This is a genomic window from Pseudarthrobacter sp. NIBRBAC000502772 (assembly GCF_006517235.1).
Taxonomy (GTDB): Bacteria; Actinomycetota; Actinomycetes; order Actinomycetales; family Micrococcaceae; genus Arthrobacter.
This window is the reverse complement of the sequence record NZ_CP041188.1, coordinates 740104-758694: the sequence shown is the minus strand read 5'-3', so window position 1 is coordinate 758694 and position 18591 is coordinate 740104. Positions and strand designations below refer to the sequence as shown.

Genomic DNA, 18591 nt, shown 5'->3' with positions numbered 1-18591 from the left:
GCACCATGAACGACTGGCTTCTCTACGTCCTGAGCGCGGCGGCGCTGGCTTTCGCCGTCTCCAGCTGGTGGGGTGTCCGGAAGCTCAAGGCCCTGCACATCCGCAGCGCGGTCCATGAAGAAGCGCATGAAACGGGCCTCACCCAGCAACGCGTGGTCGTCATCCTCAACCCCGTCAAGGCACGTGCCCCCGAAGCGAAGGAAGCCATCCGGCGCGCCTGCCTGACAGCCGGGTGGGACGAACCCCTCTTCCTGGAGACCACCGCCGAGGACCCGGGATACTCCCAGGCCCGGTCGGCGCTGGACTACAAGGCCGACGTCGTGCTGGTGGGCGGTGGCGACGGCACCGTGCGGGTGGTGGCAGAGTCCCTCGCACACACGGATGTGGCCATGGGCCTGATTCCGCTGGGGACGGGAAACCTCCTGGCGCGAAACGTGGATCTGGATGTCAACGACCTCCATGCCAACGTGCAGACAGCGCTTTTCGGCCACCAGCGCTACATCGATACCGCGCGGATGGGCATCGAGAATTCCCGCACGGGACACTCTTCCGAGCACGCGTTCCTGGTGATCGCCGGGATCGGCATGGACGCCGAAATACTCGCTGATACCAATGCCGGCCTAAAGAAAGCCGTGGGTTGGCTCGCTTATACCGAAGCCGGAATGCGCCACCTGCCGGGGCGGCGAAGGAAGGTCTCAGTCGCGCTGGATGACAAGCCTGAGCAGGTCCGGAACATCCGCAGCGTCCTCTTTGCCAACTGTGGGCTGGTCCCGGGCGGGATCGATTTCATCCCGGAAGCCATGATCGATGACGGCATGCTGGACGTGGTGGTCATGAGCCCCCGCAGCGCCATCGGCTGGCTGGCCATGTACGCGAAAATCCTGTTCAAACACAAGGGCAACCTGCCCATCATGACGATGTACCGGGCCGGCCGAATCGTCATCAAGTGCCCGGAGCCCATGCCCACGCAAATCGACGGCGACACATCCGGGCTGGCCACCAAGCTCACCGTCCGGGTGGAACCGCGCTCGCTCCTGATAAGGGTCAAGGGCCAACCGGCCTGAGCCGGCCCGGCCTCAGGCGGTTGCCTTCTTGGCAGTTCCTGCCTCTGCAGCAGCCTTCGCGGCACGTGCCTCGGACTGCTCGCGGATCATAGCCTGCTCCTCTTCGAAGCGCAGGCGGTCGGCGCGGTCAGCGTCGTCCCCGTCCCAGTCCTGGTTGTCGGCTGTGGGCTTCGGATTAACGATCATGCCCTGACCGTCGTTGTCTGTGCTGCTGGTGCTCATGACCTGTTCCCTTCATTAGGGGCCATCCCCCAAGTGGATCAAGCAAGCATACGCACAGTACCTATCCCGCGGAAGTACCTTGGCCTACGCTGTGGGCGAAGCCTTAGCCGGCGTCAGGCGGCGTTCATTCCCCCTGCAGAATCTGCCCCACCCATTCATGCGCCGCCTGGAATGCCTCGTCGGAGGTGTGTTGCGCGACGCTGGAGCTTTGGGCGTCAGCCCGTCCATACGAGCCCAGGAAGCGGGTGGCCGGGCTGATGCGGTGAAGACCGGCCAAAGCATCTGCCACACGGGCATCCGCGATGTGCCCGTCAGCGTCGATGCTGAAGAAGTAGTGCCCCAGGTACTGGCCCGTAGGCCGGGATTCGATCCGGCTGAGGTTCACGCCCCTCGTGGCGAACTGGTCCAGGATTTCCATCAGCGCACCCGGGCGGTCTTCCGGAAGCGGGACTACCACCGTGGTCTTGTCCGCACCGGTCCGTTCGGGCAGTGCGCCCGGCCTGCTCACCAGGATGAACCGCGTCACTGCTCCCGGATTGTCGCCGATGTTGTCCGCCAGGACTGTCAGCCCTGGCTGCTCCTGGGCCACAATGGGCGCACAGATCGCGGCGTCGTAGTGGGCGTCGCCGTCAAGGAGGCCCATGGCTGCCGCCGCTGTGGAGGAGCCGGCAACATATTCTGCACCTGGAATATTCTGATCCACCCAGAGACGGCACTGTGCCCAGGCATGGCCGTGCGTGGAAATCCGTCGAATATCCGCCAGCTCCACACCGGGTCGGGCCACCAGGACAAAGCTGATGGGGACCAGGACTTCGCGGATGATTCGCAGTTCCTGCCCGCTGGCGATGGCGTCCAGGGTGGCCGTGACCCCGCCTTCTACCGAGTTCTCGATAGGGACCATCGCTGCGTCCGCAACGCCATCGCGGACCATGTCCAGCGCAGCGTTGACGTTGGAGGCCGGGATGCGGGTGGCATCGGCGGCATCCGGAACCTGCATCAGCGCCGCCTCGGTGAACGTCCCCTCAGGCCCGAGGAAGGTGTACGTAACAGGTGTCGCGGGCATGGATTCCTCTGTGGTGACGGGACGCAGGTTCGGGCTGAACTACAGAATGAGCGGCTTGAGGCCGTTGTCGGACACGAGTGGCTTGCCGGACTCGAGCCACTGGTCCATTCCGCCGGCCACGTTGATGGCTGTATAGCCCTGTCCGGTGAGCCATTGCGCGGCGCGGAAGGACCGTCCGCCAGTGCGGCAGATGACATAGACGTCCTGGTCCGGGTCCAGTTCGTCAAGCCGCGCCGGAAGCTGGTCCAGGGGAATGTGCACGGCGTCCTCGGCGTGTCCGGCTACCCATTCGTAGTCTTCGCGGACATCCAGAATCACGGCGTCGGCTGGGACGTCGTTGACGGGCACGGTATCAAAATCGCTCATAGGAGTCCTCTTTCGGAGAATCACTGGTCTCCTTCCAGCCTAGCGCCAGCCGATCGCGCCGATCCCGAAACCAGGGACAAGTTACGCTGTTGAAGACCCGTAGGAGGATCCTTGCCCGCTGAGCAGCCCACCATCTTGGCCACGTCTGGAGGCTACAGGCAGGGTTTTCGAACACGCCTGGAGTTTGACCGCCTGCTGCACTACGCCGTGGAGCTTTCCGGAGCCAGCGGACGGCCGCCGCGGGTCACCCACGTGGGTACGGCCGCCGGAGATCAACGAGGGTTCAATGCGGAAATGGATGAGGCCGCGCGGCTGGCGGGCTTCGACTTCAGCCACCTCAACCTCTTCACCATGCCAAACCACGCAGACCCGGAGGCGCATCTGCTGGAACAGGACGTGGTGTGGGTGAACGGCGGCTCCGTGGTGAACCTGCTTGCCGTCTGGCGTGCCCACGGGTTGGACGGCATCCTCCACCGCGCGTGGCAGCACGGAGTTGTGCTGGCGGGGGTTTCGGCCGGATCAATCTGCTGGTTCCAGGGCGGCACCACTGATTCGTTTGGGCCGGAGCTGCGTGCAGTGACCAATGGCTTGGCCTTCCTCCCGTACGCCAATGGCGTCCATTACGACTCAGAGGAAAGGCGGCGCCCGCTGGTGCACCGGCTCGTGGCTGACGGAACGCTCGGAGAAACGCACTGCACGGACGACGGCGTGGGGCTGGTCTACCACGGCACGGAACTTGTGGAAGCGGTTGCCGAGGTACGGGGCAAGGGCGCTTACATCGTCACCGCGGAAGCCGGTGGAGCGGATGGAACCACCGCTTCCGAGAGGCGCCTGGAGCCTCGCTTCCTTGGCTGACATCCACGAACTGCCGGCTGTTCGGCTCCGGGATGCGCTCCGCGCGGGAGAGCTTTCAGCGCGGGAAGCCACAGCCCATTTCCTGGCCCGGATCGCAGAGCAGAACCCGTTGCTGGGCGCCTTTGTCACGGTCACGGCGGATCAGGCGATGACCGACGCAGCCGCCGCCGATGCCCGGTTCATCCAGTTCCGAAAAGACTCCGGGAACGACTCCGCGCGGGACTCCGGAGGCAGCGCGGGCGCCCTGCCACTTCTGCACGGCATGCCGGTGGCATTCAAGGACCTGACCGACGTCGCCGGCGTGGTGACCACCCATGGAAGCGCTGCACTTGACCACAAACCGGCGCCCGCCGATGGCGCCCTCGCCGCAGTCCTCAAGGCCGCTGGTGTGGTCTCACTGGGCAAGACCCAGGTTCCGGAGTTTGGGCTGACGGCCTACAGCGAAAACCGCATCGCACCGCCGTCGCGCAATCCCCATGCCCCGAGCCGGAGTTCCGGCGGCTCCTCGGGAGGCAGCGCTGCCGCGGTGGCCGCTGGCCTGCTTCCGTTCGCGCCAGGGACCGACGGCGGGGGTTCGGTCCGCATCCCGGCCGCCGCCTGCGGCCTCGTGGGACTCAAACCCGGCCGCGGCGTGGTGCCGTCGGGCGAGAGTTCAGGCGACCCCGCCCGCCTGGTTGTAGCGGGGCCCCTGGCCCGCAGCGCAGCCGACTCGGCCCTGCTGATGGATGCTCTGGCACCGTCCCGTGACAGCAGTTATCTCGACGCCGTGGCACACGAGCCGCGCCCGCTGCGCATAGGCCTGACCCTGGACAGCCCCTGGTTCGCCACATTTCCGTTCACGCCCGAACCCGAAGCCTTGGCCGCGCTGCAGGCGGGCACCGAAATGCTGGAGCATGCCGGGCACGCCGTCAGCGAAGCCGCCATCCGCTACGACAACCGCTACCCGGACGCCTTCACCACCGCGTGGACCGCCGCCGTCGGAACCGCCCGGATCAGTCCGCACCGCGAAGCACTTCTGGCCCCGCTGACCCGCACCTTCAGACGCCGGGCCCAGCAGCGCAGCGCCGCAAAACTCAATGAATCGGTGGCGTTCCTGCGGCAATTCGAACGTGACACGATCACGCAGTACGGCGGCTGGGACCTGATGCTGATGCCGGCCCTGGCGCAGACGCCGCGCCCCGTGGGCTGGTTTACCGGCGCCACGCACGGCGACGAACCGTGGCCGGCAGCAGAATGGCCCGGGGACGCCGACGGCGACTACCGCCGGCAGTGCGAATTCGCCCCGTGGTCCTCCATGGTGAATGTCTGCGGCCTGCCTGCCATCACCATTCCCGTGCACTGGACCGGCGGGCAACCCGCGCATGGCCTGCCGATGGGGATCCAGCTTGTAGGGCGGGCGGGATCGGAACTGCTCCTTCTCCAGGTGGCGGCCCAGCTCGGCTTCTGATGCCAGTTTGAACGGCTCCGGGTGTCGACTCCGGGGCCGATCCGGAGGACGATTAAGGGGCAGTCACTATGAGGAGGTCTGTGATGTGCTATTCATCGATGGAGGATTTCGGGTGGCGTAACAAGAGAGAAGCCGACCGGAAACCCGAAGCGCGCCAGGAAACACCGCCGGACCGTCCGGAGCCGCATTACACGGCCCAGGACTTCACCTTCTGGGCCTTCCCGCGTCGCCGGAGGACCCACGAAGCCCAGGAACCGGCCGCTGAGCGCAGGCGCGAGAGAGTCTGATTTTGCGAGTCAGGCCCACCTGAAGAAAGGCCCCCTGACGGGGGCCTTTCCGCTGCCTGGCATCCTGCTTTAGCCCGGGATCAGTACCCGTAACTGGAAGCGTATGTCAGCCCGATAATCAGGAGCAGCCAGAACGCTCCGTAACCCAGCAGGCAAAGGTAGCCCAGGACCAGCCCGGTGATGGACATACCCTTGCCAGAGGGTTCACGGCGGAGGGCCAGATGGCCGGTGATGACTGCGGCGATCTGCGGAATCATGAACCAGCCAAGGATGACCGAGGAAATGCCGAGCACCATGCTGGCGATACTCAGGCCCTTGGGCTCCTGGGCCGGCATACCGTAGTACGCGGGTTGTCCGTACGCCGGTTGGCCATAAGGGCTGGAACCCTGGCCGTAGGGGCTCGAAGGCTGGGCATATGTGGCGCTGTACGGATCGCCAGGCTGGCTGTACGCACCAGGCTGGTTGTACTGGCCTGGCTGGGCGTACTGGTTCTGGCTGTACTGGTCCTGGCCAAACTGATTCTGGCCGTACGGGTTCTGGTCAAACTGATTCTGGCCGTACGGGTTCTGGTCATACGGCGGCGGCGCCGGAATGCTTGGGCCATGGGGCGGCACAAACTGCGGCGGCTCGTAGCCTGCCGGCGAATCGCCGGGTCCCGCACCGGACCCTTGCGAATCAGGGCGCGGAGTTGGCTGGTCAGTCATGATTTTCCCCATTCGAAGTCTTCGCTTCCCAGCCTACCGCCGCCTGCATTACAGGCCTACAGCCGCCCTCATCCAGCCCTACCGTCCCCAATACGGCAGCACGTAGACGGCAAAAACCACAAAGGCAGCCAGGAACATCAGCCGGGTCATTCCACTGGCCGCGTCGTGCTGCGCCTTCGACTTCCTGGCGCGTCCCGAGCCGCCGCTGCCCGTCCCACTACGCGCCCCACGGCGGGTGCGATAGGCGGGCTGCCGGGGCCCGCTCCGGCCCCCTGTCTGCCCGGACCGCGGCGGCCCAGCCACCGGCGGCCCTCCGCCCGCCGGCTCTACAGTCGGTGACGTCACGGTCGGTGGCTTAACGGTCGGTGACTTCACGGTCAGCGGCTTCACGGTCAGCGAGTTCACCGCAGGACTTTCCGCCACAGATTCCTGCGTGAGCTGCTCGCCGAGGTGCGCATACAGGCCCACCACCGTCCGCTGGTCCAGCACCGGGGGCAGCGCCAGGACGGCAGCAACAACGCGGTCTGCCCCTGCCACGGCGACGTCTGAATTGGTGATGCCGAAGAAGTCCGGCTGCCCGGTGAGGCAGATCAACGGGCGGACGAACCGCCGGTGGGGCGGCGCCAGCACGGACGCGACGGCGGCGCACTGCGCCAATGCCCCGTCAACCGACTGCGTCCTGGCAAACCGGCCCTGCCACAGGACCCCGGCGGCGACACTGACCTCGCCGGTCCAGTTCTTGGCATCGACCACCACCACCCCGCCGGGACCCACCAGCACATGGTCAAGGATGGCTTTGGGGCGCCCGGGCCAGCGGACGTCGTTCAGCAGGTACCAGCCGTGCGGAATGAGCAGGCCCAACCTGTCCGCCACGAGCCGTTCGCCAACAGCACCGGCGTCGCACGGCTTCGTGGCCCGTTCGGCCTGATCGAGTTGGCGTTTCAGCCGCTGCACCCGTTCTGCAGCAAGCCTCGACTGCTCGGCCGCGCCGTCTCCTGCCCCCATGACGTACCCCCTGGCTCCCGCATGCCAACTCACCGCAGTGTGCGACTTACTGCAGTGCCAGACACTTACCGCACTGCCCGACGGCGGCGCTCCCCGCCGTCGGGCAGTCTTTCCTGAGCTTTTCCGAACGTAGCAGCGCCGCGGGGAGCCGGTATATAGGTACTTTTGGGGCCAGTACTTGCTTTAACTACTTGCTGCCGAGCGTCCGGCGGGGACTTTTCCGCGTCATAGGGACCGGATTATGGACCGCGCGTTTTGACTCCAGCCCACGTCTGGCATGCTGGTGCCATGGCTAGCCGCGCGGGCACAGTTGCCCAACCCCAGGACCTTGTTGACATCACTGCGCTCCTCGATGCGTATTACGACATCACGCCGGATCTGGGTGATCCCGGCCAGCGCGTGGCGTTCGGCACTTCCGGGCACCGCGGATCGAGCCTCAAGGCGTCGTTCAACGAAAAGCACATCGTCGCGATCACGCAGGCAATCGTGGAGTACCGCGCCGGGCAGGGCATCACCGGCCCGCTGTTCCTGGCGAAGGACACCCACGCCCTCAGCGAGCCGGCGCAGAACTCCGCCCTGGAGGTTCTCGCAGCTAACGGCGTGCACGTGATGGTCGACGCGCGGCACGGCTACACCCCCACACCGGCACTGAGCCACGCCATCCTCACCTACAACAACAACCGCCAGCCCGGCACTCCGGAAGCGGACGGCATTGTGGTGACGCCCAGCCACAACCCGCCCGGAGACGGCGGCTTCAAGTACAACCCTCCGCACGGCGGCCCGGCCGATTCCGACGCCACGGGCTGGATCGCCAACCGTGCCAACGAACTCCTCGAAAACGACCTGCGGGGAGTGAAGCGCATCCCTGTCGCCGACGCCCTCGCCGCGGACAGCACCGGCAAGTTCGACTTCCTCAGCAGCTACGTTGACGACCTCCCGTCCGTGTTGAACCTGGACGCCATCCGCGAGGCCGGTGTCCGCATCGGCGCCGACCCCATGGGCGGGGCTGCAGTGGATTACTGGGGCGAGATCGGCGAGCGCCACCACCTGGACCTGACCGTAGTGAACCCCACCGTGGATCCCCAGTGGGCGTTCATGACCCTGGACTGGGACGAGAAGATCCGGATGGACTGCTCCTCGCCGTTCGCCATGGCTTCCCTGATCAACAGGATGTCCGACGGCGGCAGTTCAGCCGCGTTCGACGTCGCCACCGGTAACGACGCGGACGCCGACCGCCACGGCATCGTTACACCTCTTATCGACGGGGTGGGTGGCCTGATGAACCCGAACCACTACCTCGCCGTCGCCATCGATTACCTCTACCGCAACCGCAGCGGCTGGAACCCCAACTCGGTGGTGGGCAAGACCCTGGTTTCGTCCTCGATCATCGACCGTGTGGCGGAAAGCCTGGGCCGCAAACTGGTTGAGGTCCCTGTGGGCTTCAAGTGGTTTGTGCCGGGGCTGCTGTCCGGCGAAGGCGCGTTCGGCGGCGAAGAGTCTGCCGGCGCTTCCTTTAACAAGCTGGACGGCAGCGTCTGGACCACCGACAAGGACGGCATCCTGCTGGCGCTGCTGGCCTCGGAGATCACCGCGGTCACCGGCAAGTCGCCATCGCAGCTGTACAAGGGCCTGACCGACCAGTTCGGCGCTCCCGTCTACGCGCGCATTGATGCAGCAGCCACGCGGGAGCAGAAGGCGGCACTCGGCAAGCTCTCGCCGTCGGACGTCACTGCAACTGAACTGGCCGGCGAAACCATCACCGCCAAGCTGACCGAGGCGCCCGGCAACGGCGCGTCGATCGGCGGGCTCAAGGTGGTCACGGAGAACGCCTGGTTCGCCGCACGCCCGTCCGGGACCGAGGACGTCTACAAGATCTACGCCGAGTCCTTCAAGGGCGAGGAGCACCTCAAGCAGGTCCAGGCGGAAGCCAAGGCGCTGGTAGACGGCGTCATCGCCTAGCCTCCCCAAAAAAGACCAGACGCTCTCTCACTAGATGCGCTTAAATGACCGACGCTCTCTCACTTTCTTGAGGAAAGTGAGAGAGCGTCGGTGTTAAAGCCGCATTAAATAAGAGAGCGTCAGACGGTGCGGACAACGTCCTCGTAGCTGAACTTGGGCTTCGCTGCGCCCCAGGCGTCTGCGCCGGCCTGGCCGATGTTGACCACCAGGAAGCTCTTCTGGTCGCCGGCCGGGAAGAACGCGGCGTCGATGGCACCGAAGTCGGCTCCGGTCATCGGGCCGGCTGCGAGGCCGAGGGACCGGACGGCCAGGATGAAGTAGCCGGCCTGCAGGTGGGCGTTGTTGTTGCCGGTGGACGCAGCCAGGTCCGGGGCGGCGTCGTACATGGCCTTGGGTGCGTTGTATTCGGGGAGGAAGTTGTCCCATTGCTCGGCCCAGGCGGTGTCGTAGCTGAGGATGGCAACCAGCGGCGCGGAGGCGGTCTTGGCCTTGTTGCCGTTGGCCAGGGTGTCCACCAGCGTGGCGCGGGCCTCGTCCGAGCGGACGTAGGTCACGCGGAGGGGCTGGGAGTTGAAAGCCGTGGGGCCGAACTTGGTGAGCTCGTAGATGGCGCGGGCCTGGTCCTCGGTCACCTCACCGGTGAAGGAGTTGGCCGTGCGGGCCTCGGCAAAAATGGCGTCGACGGCGGCCGAATCGATAACCGCTTCTTCGTGGGCAATAGTCATGGCGTACCTTTCGCTGGGCCGCTCATCGCAAATGATGGGCCGGCGGTCTGCTTTCCTTAGTTGTAACTTCAAGCAGGCCGGACCTCTTCCCAATACGGCTGGTGACGTTCACCACAGCGGAGGCGGGATTTCTGCTTGACCCCTCCAGAAAGCCTGAGGAACATGGGCGGTAAAGGCGCAGCCTGCCTGATCGTGCTCCCTGCGCCGCCCGACCCCAGCAGGGACGTGATTACATGTCGGAGCCTCGGAAGCGCCCATCATGGATCCGGTCCTCCGCCGCTCTGGCCGCCATCGTGGCAGTCGTGCTGACGGGCTGCACAGCGGCACCGCCGGCGCCTGTGCAGGTCACCCGAGCGACCGTGACATACCGAACCATCCTTGAGGAATTCAGCAAAAGGATGCTGGACCTCGGAGCCCCGGCAGTCCTGATCGAGGCACGGATCGACGGCGAGGTCTTTTCATCGGCTCGCGGGGTCCGCAGCCTCGAAACATCGACGCCGGCCGAAGTCAACGACCCGGTCCACGTCGCCAGTGTCACCAAGTCCATGGTGGCCGTTTCGGTCCTCAAGCTCGTCGAGGAAGGCATCATCCAGCTCCAGGACCCGGTGGGACGACACCTCCCCGAATTCGACACCCTGATGAAGCCGCCAGGCCCTGTCACGGTGGAGCATCTCCTGCGCCACACCAGCGGAATGCCCAACTATTACGACCCGCAGCTGACGTCGCGCACGCTGCAGCAGGCGCTGACGCAGCCCATCACGGCTGAAGAAATTCTTGCCCTGACAGCCAGCGTGCCCTGGGTGCTGACTCCCGGCGGTGGCATGCAGTACGCCAACGCGAACTACATTGCCCTTGGCCTCATGGTGCAGCGCCTTCGCGGCCAGCCCATCGCCGAGGTCCTCCGGTCAGACACTATCGAACCCCTCAAGCTGACCGGCACCCACCTGACGGGACCCGGCCCGGCACCCGCAACCATGGTCCACGGCTACATCACCATCGACGGCGTTCGCGTCGACACGACGTACCTGGCCGGGCTCATCGGCGACACCGCGGCCGGCCTGGTCTCGACCGTTGGCGACCTGAACACGTTCTACGCTGCCCTAATGGACGGGCGGCTCCTGAAGCCGGCCACCGTCAAAGAGATGCTTCTGGCGCCCGAGGGCTACGGGCTGGGCCTCGAGCGGTGGGGCGACGCCTGTGAAGGCGGCTTCTACTACGGCCACCCGGGCGACACGGCAGGATACGGAACGATGGCCCTGACAACCCCGGACGCCAGGCGCCAGTTGACCATTAATCTGGCGTATCCACCTGGACCGCTAAACCTCACCCCGTACGCGCCCAGCAATGAGCTGGCCTGGGAAGTATTGAGGATCGCGCGGAAGGCACTCGACAGCACTTGCTGAACCCGGACCGGGCCGCGCGGTATTGTTGCACCGGAAGATCCCAGCCCCAGCGGCAACCCCCTTGAAAGGCCCCGACCATGAGCATGCTCGGAATGAAATGGAAGCTCCACGGCACCGGCAAATCGATTAAGCCCGGCCATGTGGTTGCTCCGGATGAGCGGCTGGCGTGGCCCCTGACCATCGGCGTGGGCATGCAGCACGTCGTGGCCATGTTCGGAGCCACCTTCCTGGTGCCCATCATCACCGGCATGCCGCCGGCCACCACCCTCTTCTTCTCCGGCATCGGCACGCTGCTGTTCCTGGTGATCACCAAGGGCCGCGTTCCCAGCTACCTCGGCTCCAGCTTCGCGTTCATCGCGCCCATCATGGCGTCCCAGCAGCAGTTCGGCGTGCCCGGCGCGCTGGGCGGAGTGGTGCTCGCCGGCGTCGCACTTGCCCTGATCGGCGCGATCGTGCAGAAGTTCGGCGCGGGCTGGATCAACCGGCTGATGCCGCCCATCGTCACCGGCGCCATCGTGGCACTGATCGGCCTGAACCTTGCCCCCGCGGCGAAAATGAACTTCGACGCCGCCCCCGTCACCGCCGTGATCACGCTGGCCACCATCATCCTGGTCAGCGTTCTTTTCCGCGGAATTGTCGGCCGGCTCAGCATCCTGGTGGGCGTGGTGGTGGGGTACCTCGTGGCCATGCTGCGCGGCGAAGTGAGCTACGAAAAAATGGAGGCCGCCGCCTGGGTCGGCCTGCCGCACTTCCAGACCCCCGAATTCCACGTGGGCGTGCTTGGCCTCTTTGTCCCCGTGGTGCTGGTCCTCGTGGCCGAGAACATCGGGCACGTAAAGTCCGTGGCGGCCATGACCGGCCAGAACCTCGACGGCGTCTCCGGCCGCGCGCTGATGGCCGACGGTGCCGCCACGGTCCTCGCCGGCATCGGCGGCGGCTCAGGCACCACCACGTACGCGGAGAACATCGGCGTTATGGCGGCCACCAAGGTGTATTCGACGGCGGCGTACTGGGTTGCCGGCGTCTTCGCCATTGTGCTGAGCTTCTCGCCGAAATTCGGCGAACTCATTGCCACAGTCCCGCAGGGCGTGCTGGGCGGAGCGGCCACCATGCTGTACGGCATGATCGGCATCCTGGGCGTCAAGATCTGGGTGCAGAACAAGGTGAATTTCTCCAACCCCGTGAACCTGACCACCGCCGCCGTCGCGCTGATCATCGGCATCGCGGATTACACATGGACCATCGGGGAGCTGACGTTCACGGGCATCGCCCTCGGCTCCGCCGCCGCCCTGGTGATTTACCACGGAATGAAAGCCATCGCGAAGGCACGCGGCTCGGTGGCCGAACCGGAAACGGAGCATGCGGGCCTGCCTCCCGCCGTCAAGGCAGCCGTCAACGCAGCAGCGAAACGCGCGCATAAGAAGCGCTGACCCGTCCGCACCTGCGTCCGGCTGCTGCGTCAGGCCGCGTGACCGCCGATGAACGGTCCGGGCGGGGTTCCGATGCCGAAGACCGGCCGCGGCTCGGGGCGCTTGGCGGTCAGCTCCCCTGCTGCGGGGTGCTTCAGTTGCCGGATCACCCACGGAACCAGGTATTCCCGGGCCCAGATGAGGTCCTCGGTCCGGGCTTCCTTCCAGCTGCGGGGCAGCGGTGGCTTAGGCTCCAACGGCTCCAGGGTGTGCGCAACACCCAGGGCCTTCAGCACGGCCGCGGCGATGGTGTGGTGCCCCAGCGGCGAGAAGTGCAGCCGGTCCGGATCCCACATGCCCGGGTTCGACAGTTCGCGCAGGAACCACAGGTCAACCATGACCGCGTCGTGTCGCGCCGCCACCGCGTGGAGGTTCTCGTTGAAGATGGCCACTTTGCCGCGGATCTGGCTGAAGACCGGCGTCGCACCCCAGTCCGGCCCGGCAAAGAGGACCACGGTGGCGCCGGACCTTGCCAGTTGGGCCACGCCGTCGTCGATTTTTTCTGCGAGCCGGTCAGGATCGCTGCGCCGGAAAACAATGTCGTTACCGCCGGCGGAGAGCGTGACCAGGTCAGGTTTCAGGGCGACCGCCGCGGCAAGCTGGTGGTCGAGGATCTGCTGTACCAGCAGGCCCCGGACGGCAAGGTTGGCGTAGGCGAAATCAGGCTGGTTCGCACTGAGCTCCTCGGCCACACGGTCCGCCCAGCCGCGAATACCACCCTCGCTGCGCGGCTCGGGATCCCCGATCCCCTCGGTAAAGGAATCGCCCAGTGCCACGAGGCGGTGCCACGGGTGGGGCGCCGGATCCACAGCGGTGTTCTTGGCTGCAATGTCCTGTTTCCAGACGTTCATGCCGTGCTCCCTGTTTTGTAGGGTCCCTCGCTGAGGGAGGAGGTTTCAATTCCAGCGAGTCCCCGGAGAGGGGCGTTTTCCTGGCCACGTCCGGCCGGGTCCAGGCGCGAGGCAGCCACAATATTCAAGGCGGTCTCACGAAGCCCCTGGCGGGTGTGCCGCGCGACGGTCCGGAGGTACTGCAGGGCCGCCTCATGGCCGAGTCCGTAATCGGATTTGAGGGCGCTCACTGCCAGGTCCATAAGCACCATGGAGCTTTGGGCTACCGCCAGTTGCGCGCCGGCTTCGGCCCGCTCCGCCACCCGTACCACCATCCACAGCGACCGGGCAACCTGCCGCGCATACCGGCGCGTCCTGATGATGTCCTCGCTGGTGAAGGCGTGGGGAGTGGACGCGTAGAGGCTTAGAGCGGCGCTCCAGCCGGCGGCGGCCGCAATCGGCATTGACAGCAGCGATCTGACGCCGTGGTCCGCGGCAGCACTGGCATAGCCCGGCCATCGCCGGTCGCGGGCGACGTCGGCCAGGTGCACAAAATCCCCCGTGCGCACGGCTTCAAGCACGGGTCCGTCTGCAAACGAGCACTGTTCTTCGTCTGCGGCGCGGGCCGCGGGGGTGCCGGCGGCGGCGGTTCGGGCCGATCCGCGGCGGAAGAAGGTGGCAGCCCAGCTGATCCCGCGGGCATCGCCATCGATGTCGCGCATGAACTCGCGGGTAACCGCAGCAAGGAAGTCTTCAACATCCGTGCTGTCGAACACCACATCCTGGGGGTCGGGAAGCGATTCCCAGCCCGGCTCCCCCGGTGTCTCCGCGGCCATGTTCCACGCCTAGGTTCGAAACGCGTGGCCCACTGCAAAACCTGCTTCTAGGATACGTCCGGTGAAGGCCCCCTGGGCGCGGTCCACCCACATAAAAGCCGCAGTCCGGGCACAGGACAGTGCTTACCCGGCGTCGAAACTTTCGTCGCCGTCGTCGTTCGGTGATTTGTTCTTGGCGCGGTCGGTTCCGCTGCCGTCCGGCAGGCCGGCAGCATCCTGTCCGGATTCCGACGAGAAGGGTCCAGAACCCTGCGAATCGGCGTTGGCGTCGTTGATCTCCGCCTCGGCGGAAGGCACGACGGCATCGCGCGGGACGGGCGGTTCCCCCGGCTCGACCACGGGAGCGTTCGTCTCCGCGCCGCCCAGCTCCTGTTCCGCCGTCGGCGTGCCGTAGCCGCCCACTTCCTCGTCCGGTTCCGTGCCCTGGTTGTCCTGACTCATGGTTCCTCCTTGTTGCGGATGTGAATCTGACGTGCCCTCATCATTTGAATCGGCAAATAATCAGTAAACTTATCAAACGTTGCCGTTGGCGCAACTTCAGCCTAGTTTTGGAGCACACGCCTAGCCCTGGAGCAAGGAGAAACATGTCGGATGCGGAGGACTTCACCGGCAGCACCGGCCGGAATGAAACCCGCGAGGAGCAGCTTGACCGGAACTGGTCTGAGTTGCTGCAGGAACTCCGGATGCTGCAGACCGGGGTCCAGATCCTGGCCGGTTTTCTCCTGACACTGCCGTTCCAGCAGCGGTTCGAGGACCTGGACAATTTCCAGGTGGGCCTCTACCTCGTCAACGTCGTGATGGCGACCCTGACCACCGCCTTTATCCTGCTGCCCGTCAGCGTCCACCGCCGGCTCTTCCGCCAAAGGCTCAAGGAAACCCTGGTCTCCAGCGCAGACACCATTACCAAAATTGCCTTGGCCGGCGTGGGGATGCTCAGTGTCGGGACAGCCGCCCTGGTCTTTGATGTGACGGCCGGCCGCGCCGCCGGCCTGACCGCCGGCGGAATCCTGCTGGCGGTCCTCCTGGTGCTGCTCATCTACGTCCCGCTACGGCTCAATAGACGCGCAGCCGAATAATAGCCAGGTCAATAAGCCAGCAAGTTGCCGGGGATCGATTCGAAGGAGTGCACATGCGCACGTGGGTCAAAGAACACGGGCTTTTGCTCGCCAACGCCGGGCTGTTCCTGGCGTTTTTCATTGGCATGATCCTCTCCGGGGCTGCAGCGTACAGCGAGGATCAGGCGGCCCACGGCGAGCCGGGCGTAACGGTTCTGGAGTACCTGTCCACGGGCGATTTTGTCGAAGCCACCTTTGAAAACTGGGAGTCCGAGTTCCTGCAGATGGCCATGTACGTGGTCCTGACCGTCTTCCTTTTCCAGAAGGGATCCTCCGAATCCAAGCCCATGGGAAAGACCGCCCCGCAGGACCAGGACCCGCGCGATGCCTCCATCAGGGAGGCCACGCCGTGGCCAGTGAAGCGCGGCGGCCTGGTGCTGAAGCTGTATGAGCACTCCCTGTCCATCCTCCTGCTGTTGCTGTTTGTTGCCTCGTTCAGCCTGCACGCCGCCGGCGGAACGTCGGCCTACAACGAGGAGCAGCAAACCCACGGGCAGCCCACCGTCACCCTGTTCCAGTACTTGGCCACCAGCAGGTTCTGGTTCGAATCCTTCCAGAACTGGCAAAGCGAATTCCTCGCCGTGGCCGTCCTGGTGGGCGCCTCCGTCTACCTCCGAGAAAAGGGCTCACCGGAGTCCAAGCCGGTGGCCGAGCCGCATTACGAGACCGGGGCCTGAGCGGCGCGTGCCGAGTCAGCCGCAGCCCAAGCCGTAAGCCCAGCGCCGCCCGGGGACGATTGCCGCCGGGGCCGCTTATTGCCGGGGGGCTGGCTTCAGGCGCCTTCCAGAACCTGGCTGGTAGCCCAGGCCAGGTGTTTTGCCGCGTTGGCGACGGCGTCTTCCGGGCTGGCCGCGACATCCAGCAGCTGCGCGGCGGCTACCACGCCGTGCGCCGCGAGGTCCTCGGGCGTCACCATGATCCGCCCCGCCACCACGATCACCGGGATCCCGCGTTCCCGGGCTGCGTCGGCGAGCGCGATGGGGGCCTTGCCGGTCAGCGACTGCGAGTCCATGGAACCCTCGCCGGTGATCACCAGGTCGGCGTTGTCCAGGTGGCCCGCGAGGCCGGTGAGCCCGGCGACGAGCGCGAACCCGCCTTCCAGCCGGGCGTTGGTGAAGGCTAGGAACGACGCCGGGAAGCCGCCCGCCGCCCCGGCTCCCGGGATGTTGACGTCCCGGCCAGTGGCCTCCCGGAGTACAGACGCCCAGTTGCGGAGACCGGCGTCGAGCTGTTCCATTGCCTCGTCGTCGGCGCCCTTCTGGGCCCCGAAGACGTGGGCCGCGCCTGTGGCGCCATAGAGGGGGTTCTGGACGTCCACGGCGATCCTGAACGAGGCGGCGGACAGCCGCGGGTCCAGTCCGGTGGTGTCGAGGGCTGCAACGTCGGCGAGTGATCCGCCGCCCAGCGGAACAACGTTGCCGGCGGCGTCCAGCGGCTTGAGGCCCAGCGCACGCAGGGCACCGCTGCCGCCGTCGGTCATGGCCGATCCGCCCAGGCCCAGCACAATCTCGGTGGCTCCGGCGTCGAGGGCCGCGGCGATCAGCTGTCCGCAGCCGTAGCTGTGGGCCCGCAGGGCGTTGGCGGGGGTGGGCTCCATCTCGGCCAGGCCGGAGGCCTGCGCCGTCTCGATGACGGCGGTAGCACCGCCGTCGGCGTTCTTCCGGATGGCCCAGGCGGCGCCCACGGGGGCGAGGATGGGACCCACGACGGCGTTGAGCCGCTCCTCGTAGCCGGCCGAAACGGCAGCCTCCAGGGTTCCTTCACCGCCGTCGGCGATTGGAAACTGGTTGGCGACGGCGTCCGGGTAGACGCGCAGCGCACCTTCGGCGATGGCGGCGGCGGCCTCCGCGGCGGTGAGCGAGCCCTTGAACTTGTCCGGAGCGATGAGAATGCGCATGCCGTCCATCATGCCAGCCAACTTTGGGAAAGCGCTTGCCCAATCCGGCATGCGGACAGCACGGGACGCCCACTACCGGCCGGCGTCGGGATCCTTGGCCTTGAGCACCGCAAAGTAGCCCGGTATGCGGCTGCTCCCCCCGGCATCCATCAGCGGGTTGGTCTCGATGGTCACGGCCCCGTCCTCCACCAGCGTCCACCGGCCCCTGGGCATCACACGGGCGAGCTCCTGCGGTCCGAAGTGGCCCGGCATGGGCAGTGTCCGGATCGCGAGCTCCAGCGGGGCCGGGATGCTCCGCAGCGACGCACCCAGATGCGCGACGTACTCCACCGGGTTGCCCTGGAAGTTCGTCTCCGCCAGAAAGACTGTGCCGCGGGCGCCCACGAGCTGCCTCAGATTTTCCATCAGCGCGGCCTGATCGGCCTCGGTCAGGACGTGCAGCACGCCACGGACAAAGACGTTGGCATCCGTGGATCCCACCAGCCCGGAGGCAGCCCCCAGCTCGGTCATGTCCCGGGCCAGGTAGCTGACACACTCAACGCCCGCCGATTCGTCCCGGGCACGGGCCACCGCGTGTGCAGACACGTCAACGCCCAGCACCTGCGGTGAAAAAGCAGTCAGCGCGCGGCTGAAGGCACCATGCCCGCACCCCACATCCACCACGGGAAGACTGGGATCGAAGTGCCGCTGCAGGATGTCCCGGTAGCCCAGCAGCTCCTGGTCCGTGCCAGAGTCCCACAGAACGTCGCTGCGGGCGCCTGTCCGGGCGATTCCGGCCCAATACCTGTCCCAGGCCACGGTCCTGTTTTTGGGCGCCGACCAGGACAATGCGATCAGTTTGGGCAGGATGAGGTACTTCCGCAAGGCGGCGAGCACCGGTTTCGCTGGGGATGGCATCGTACAAATATAGGTCGCCGAACACGCCGCAGCGGTTTGGCCGGGCGGGTTCGTTCAGGCGGTGGCCGCTGGCTCCTTCAGCAGCCAGGCCATGGCGTCGTCTCGGGACGTAAAGAACCGGGTGGGGCAGGGCACTTTGTTGATGCCCAGGATGAAGTTGGCAAGCACTCTGTCAACAGGCGACGCCCCCAGCAGCGCAATGCGCGAGGCCTGGCAGGGACGGCCAAAAACCGTGCGGGCTCCCCGGCTGACCTTGGCCGTGGTGGCCATATCCACCAGCATGGGGTGTCGGCGGGTGCCGCACAGGTCATTGACCTTCTGCATGGCCGACTCAGCGTCGGATTCCGTAATTGACACACCCCGCGGCCACTTCAGCTGGATAACACCCCGCTCATCCAGCGTCAGGTCCGCCTTGGCCGCTTCTGCAGGCTGACTCGTCACGATTAC

The 18591-nt window shown here is 66.1% G+C and carries 20 protein-coding genes; 8 read left to right on the top strand and 12 right to left on the bottom strand.

What is annotated here, in order from left to right:
- Positions 1-5 precede the first annotated feature (5 nt).
- Positions 6-1064 carry a diacylglycerol kinase family protein gene (locus NIBR502772_RS03525; protein WP_141139104.1) on the top strand — a complete coding sequence of 353 codons (1059 nt, stop codon included), beginning with the start codon at positions 6-8 and terminating at the stop codon, positions 1062-1064.
- 12 nt (positions 1065-1076) lie between these two features.
- On the opposite strand, the gene NIBR502772_RS03520 is transcribed toward NIBR502772_RS03525, so the two are convergent.
- The 3 genes from NIBR502772_RS03520 to NIBR502772_RS03510 form a co-directional block, all read right to left on the bottom strand.
- Entirely contained in the window at positions 1077-1286 is a 210-nt protein-coding gene (locus NIBR502772_RS03520) for a hypothetical protein (RefSeq protein WP_141139103.1), read from the bottom strand.
- A 124-nt stretch (positions 1287-1410) separates the two neighbouring features.
- Positions 1411-2349: a prephenate dehydratase gene (pheA, locus tag NIBR502772_RS03515; RefSeq protein ID WP_141139102.1), complete on the bottom strand. Its 939-nt coding sequence runs from the start codon at positions 2347-2349 to the stop codon at positions 1411-1413.
- 39 nt (positions 2350-2388) lie between these two features.
- A complete protein-coding gene (locus NIBR502772_RS03510) occupies positions 2389-2715 on the bottom strand; it encodes a rhodanese-like domain-containing protein (protein ID WP_056347663.1) in 327 nt (108 codons plus the stop codon).
- A 111-nt stretch (positions 2716-2826) separates the two neighbouring features.
- Between NIBR502772_RS03510 and NIBR502772_RS03505 the strand changes: the two genes are divergently transcribed.
- Positions 2827-3570, top strand: coding sequence for a peptidase E (locus NIBR502772_RS03505; RefSeq protein WP_141139101.1), 744 nt, complete (start codon positions 2827-2829; stop codon positions 3568-3570).
- The gene (locus tag NIBR502772_RS03500; RefSeq protein ID WP_141139100.1) at positions 3563-5017 is read left to right on the top strand and encodes an amidase; all 1455 of its coding nucleotides are present in this window, start codon (positions 3563-3565) and stop codon (positions 5015-5017) included. Before NIBR502772_RS03505 ends, NIBR502772_RS03500 begins: the two co-directional genes overlap by 8 nt.
- Before the next feature lie 367 nt (positions 5018-5384).
- Here the strand turns inward: NIBR502772_RS03500 and NIBR502772_RS03490 are convergent, their stop codons facing one another.
- Together NIBR502772_RS03490 and NIBR502772_RS03485 are read right to left on the bottom strand one after the other, a co-directional pair.
- Positions 5385-6008, bottom strand: coding sequence for a DUF4190 domain-containing protein (locus NIBR502772_RS03490; protein WP_141139099.1), 624 nt, complete (start codon positions 6006-6008; stop codon positions 5385-5387).
- Positions 6009-6086: 78 nt separating this feature from the next.
- Positions 6087-7013 carry a nuclease-related domain-containing protein gene (locus tag NIBR502772_RS03485; protein WP_141139098.1) on the bottom strand — a complete coding sequence of 309 codons (927 nt, stop codon included), beginning with the start codon at positions 7011-7013 and terminating at the stop codon, positions 6087-6089.
- Between the two features lie 288 nt (positions 7014-7301).
- On the opposite strand from NIBR502772_RS03485, the gene pgm reads away from it, so the two are divergent.
- Positions 7302-8972 (top strand): phosphoglucomutase (alpha-D-glucose-1,6-bisphosphate-dependent), encoded by a 1671-nt coding sequence (pgm, locus tag NIBR502772_RS03480; protein ID WP_141139097.1) that lies wholly within the window; start codon positions 7302-7304, stop codon positions 8970-8972.
- 119 nt (positions 8973-9091) lie between these two features.
- Here the strand turns inward: pgm and NIBR502772_RS03475 are convergent, their stop codons facing one another.
- Positions 9092-9697 (bottom strand): malonic semialdehyde reductase, encoded by a 606-nt coding sequence (locus tag NIBR502772_RS03475; RefSeq protein WP_141139096.1) that lies wholly within the window; start codon positions 9695-9697, stop codon positions 9092-9094.
- Positions 9698-9930: 233 nt separating this feature from the next.
- On the opposite strand from NIBR502772_RS03475, the gene NIBR502772_RS03470 reads away from it, so the two are divergent.
- A complete protein-coding gene (locus NIBR502772_RS03470; RefSeq protein ID WP_141139095.1) occupies positions 9931-11100 on the top strand; it encodes a serine hydrolase in 1170 nt (389 codons plus the stop codon).
- A 77-nt stretch (positions 11101-11177) separates the two neighbouring features.
- Positions 11178-12530, top strand: a complete 1353-nt coding sequence (locus NIBR502772_RS03465; protein WP_141139094.1) for a uracil-xanthine permease family protein — start codon at positions 11178-11180, stop codon at positions 12528-12530.
- A gap of 29 nt (positions 12531-12559) precedes the next feature.
- Here NIBR502772_RS03465 and NIBR502772_RS03460 read toward each other — a convergent pair whose 3' ends face one another.
- The 3 genes from NIBR502772_RS03460 to NIBR502772_RS03450 form a co-directional block, all read right to left on the bottom strand.
- On the bottom strand, positions 12560-13420 hold the full coding sequence (locus NIBR502772_RS03460; protein ID WP_141139093.1) for an SGNH/GDSL hydrolase family protein: 861 nt from the start codon (positions 13418-13420) through the stop codon (positions 12560-12562).
- Entirely contained in the window at positions 13417-14235 is an 819-nt protein-coding gene (locus NIBR502772_RS03455; protein WP_141139092.1) for a GAF domain-containing protein, read from the bottom strand. Before NIBR502772_RS03455 ends, NIBR502772_RS03460 begins: the two co-directional genes overlap by 4 nt.
- 123 nt (positions 14236-14358) lie before the next feature.
- Complete coding sequence (locus NIBR502772_RS03450; RefSeq protein WP_141139091.1) at positions 14359-14676, bottom strand: hypothetical protein; 318 nt, start codon at positions 14674-14676, stop codon at positions 14359-14361.
- A 143-nt stretch (positions 14677-14819) separates the two neighbouring features.
- On the opposite strand from NIBR502772_RS03450, the gene NIBR502772_RS03445 reads away from it, so the two are divergent.
- A complete protein-coding gene (locus NIBR502772_RS03445; protein ID WP_141139090.1) occupies positions 14820-15311 on the top strand; it encodes a DUF6328 family protein in 492 nt (163 codons plus the stop codon).
- Positions 15312-15364: 53 nt separating this feature from the next.
- Positions 15365-16027: a DUF6766 family protein gene (locus tag NIBR502772_RS03440; RefSeq protein ID WP_141139089.1), complete on the top strand. Its 663-nt coding sequence runs from the start codon at positions 15365-15367 to the stop codon at positions 16025-16027.
- Positions 16028-16122: 95 nt separating this feature from the next.
- Here NIBR502772_RS03440 and NIBR502772_RS03435 read toward each other — a convergent pair whose 3' ends face one another.
- The 3 genes from NIBR502772_RS03435 to NIBR502772_RS03425 form a co-directional block, all read right to left on the bottom strand.
- A complete protein-coding gene (locus NIBR502772_RS03435) occupies positions 16123-17247 on the bottom strand; it encodes a glycerate kinase (RefSeq protein ID WP_141139088.1) in 1125 nt (374 codons plus the stop codon).
- A 72-nt stretch (positions 17248-17319) separates the two neighbouring features.
- Complete coding sequence (locus NIBR502772_RS03430; protein ID WP_210412383.1) at positions 17320-18144, bottom strand: class I SAM-dependent methyltransferase; 825 nt, start codon at positions 18142-18144, stop codon at positions 17320-17322.
- Between the two features lie 54 nt (positions 18145-18198).
- Positions 18199-18585, bottom strand: a complete 387-nt coding sequence (locus tag NIBR502772_RS03425; protein WP_141139087.1) for an STAS/SEC14 domain-containing protein — start codon at positions 18583-18585, stop codon at positions 18199-18201.
- Between the last annotated feature and the right edge of the window lie 6 nt (positions 18586-18591).

Coding starts and splice junctions, on each gene's coding strand:
- pheA (WP_141139102.1), bottom strand. CDS start 2,349: ATGCCCGCGACACCTGTTACGTACACCTTCCTCGGGCCTGAGGGGACG.
- NIBR502772_RS03510 (WP_056347663.1), bottom strand. CDS start 2,715: ATGAGCGATTTTGATACCGTGCCCGTCAACGACGTCCCAGCCGACGCC.
- NIBR502772_RS03490 (WP_141139099.1), bottom strand. CDS start 6,008: ATGACTGACCAGCCAACTCCGCGCCCTGATTCGCAAGGGTCCGGTGCG.
- NIBR502772_RS03475 (WP_141139096.1), bottom strand. CDS start 9,697: ATGACTATTGCCCACGAAGAAGCGGTTATCGATTCGGCCGCCGTCGAC.
- NIBR502772_RS03440 (WP_141139089.1), top strand. CDS start 15,365: ATGCGCACGTGGGTCAAAGAACACGGGCTTTTGCTCGCCAACGCCGGG.
- NIBR502772_RS03465 (WP_141139094.1), top strand. CDS start 11,178: ATGAGCATGCTCGGAATGAAATGGAAGCTCCACGGCACCGGCAAATCG.
- NIBR502772_RS03450 (WP_141139091.1), bottom strand. CDS start 14,676: ATGAGTCAGGACAACCAGGGCACGGAACCGGACGAGGAAGTGGGCGGC.
- NIBR502772_RS03435 (WP_141139088.1), bottom strand. CDS start 17,247: ATGCGCATTCTCATCGCTCCGGACAAGTTCAAGGGCTCGCTCACCGCC.
- NIBR502772_RS03520 (WP_141139103.1), bottom strand. CDS start 1,286: ATGAGCACCAGCAGCACAGACAACGACGGTCAGGGCATGATCGTTAAT.
- NIBR502772_RS03445 (WP_141139090.1), top strand. CDS start 14,820: ATGTCGGATGCGGAGGACTTCACCGGCAGCACCGGCCGGAATGAAACC.
- NIBR502772_RS03430 (WP_210412383.1), bottom strand. CDS start 18,144: ATGCCATCCCCAGCGAAACCGGTGCTCGCCGCCTTGCGGAAGTACCTC.
- NIBR502772_RS03460 (WP_141139093.1), bottom strand. CDS start 13,420: ATGAACGTCTGGAAACAGGACATTGCAGCCAAGAACACCGCTGTGGAT.
- NIBR502772_RS03485 (WP_141139098.1), bottom strand. CDS start 7,013: ATGGGGGCAGGAGACGGCGCGGCCGAGCAGTCGAGGCTTGCTGCAGAA.
- NIBR502772_RS03470 (WP_141139095.1), top strand. CDS start 9,931: ATGTCGGAGCCTCGGAAGCGCCCATCATGGATCCGGTCCTCCGCCGCT.
- NIBR502772_RS03525 (WP_141139104.1), top strand. CDS start 6: ATGAACGACTGGCTTCTCTACGTCCTGAGCGCGGCGGCGCTGGCTTTC.
- NIBR502772_RS03455 (WP_141139092.1), bottom strand. CDS start 14,235: ATGGCCGCGGAGACACCGGGGGAGCCGGGCTGGGAATCGCTTCCCGAC.
- pgm (WP_141139097.1), top strand. CDS start 7,302: ATGGCTAGCCGCGCGGGCACAGTTGCCCAACCCCAGGACCTTGTTGAC.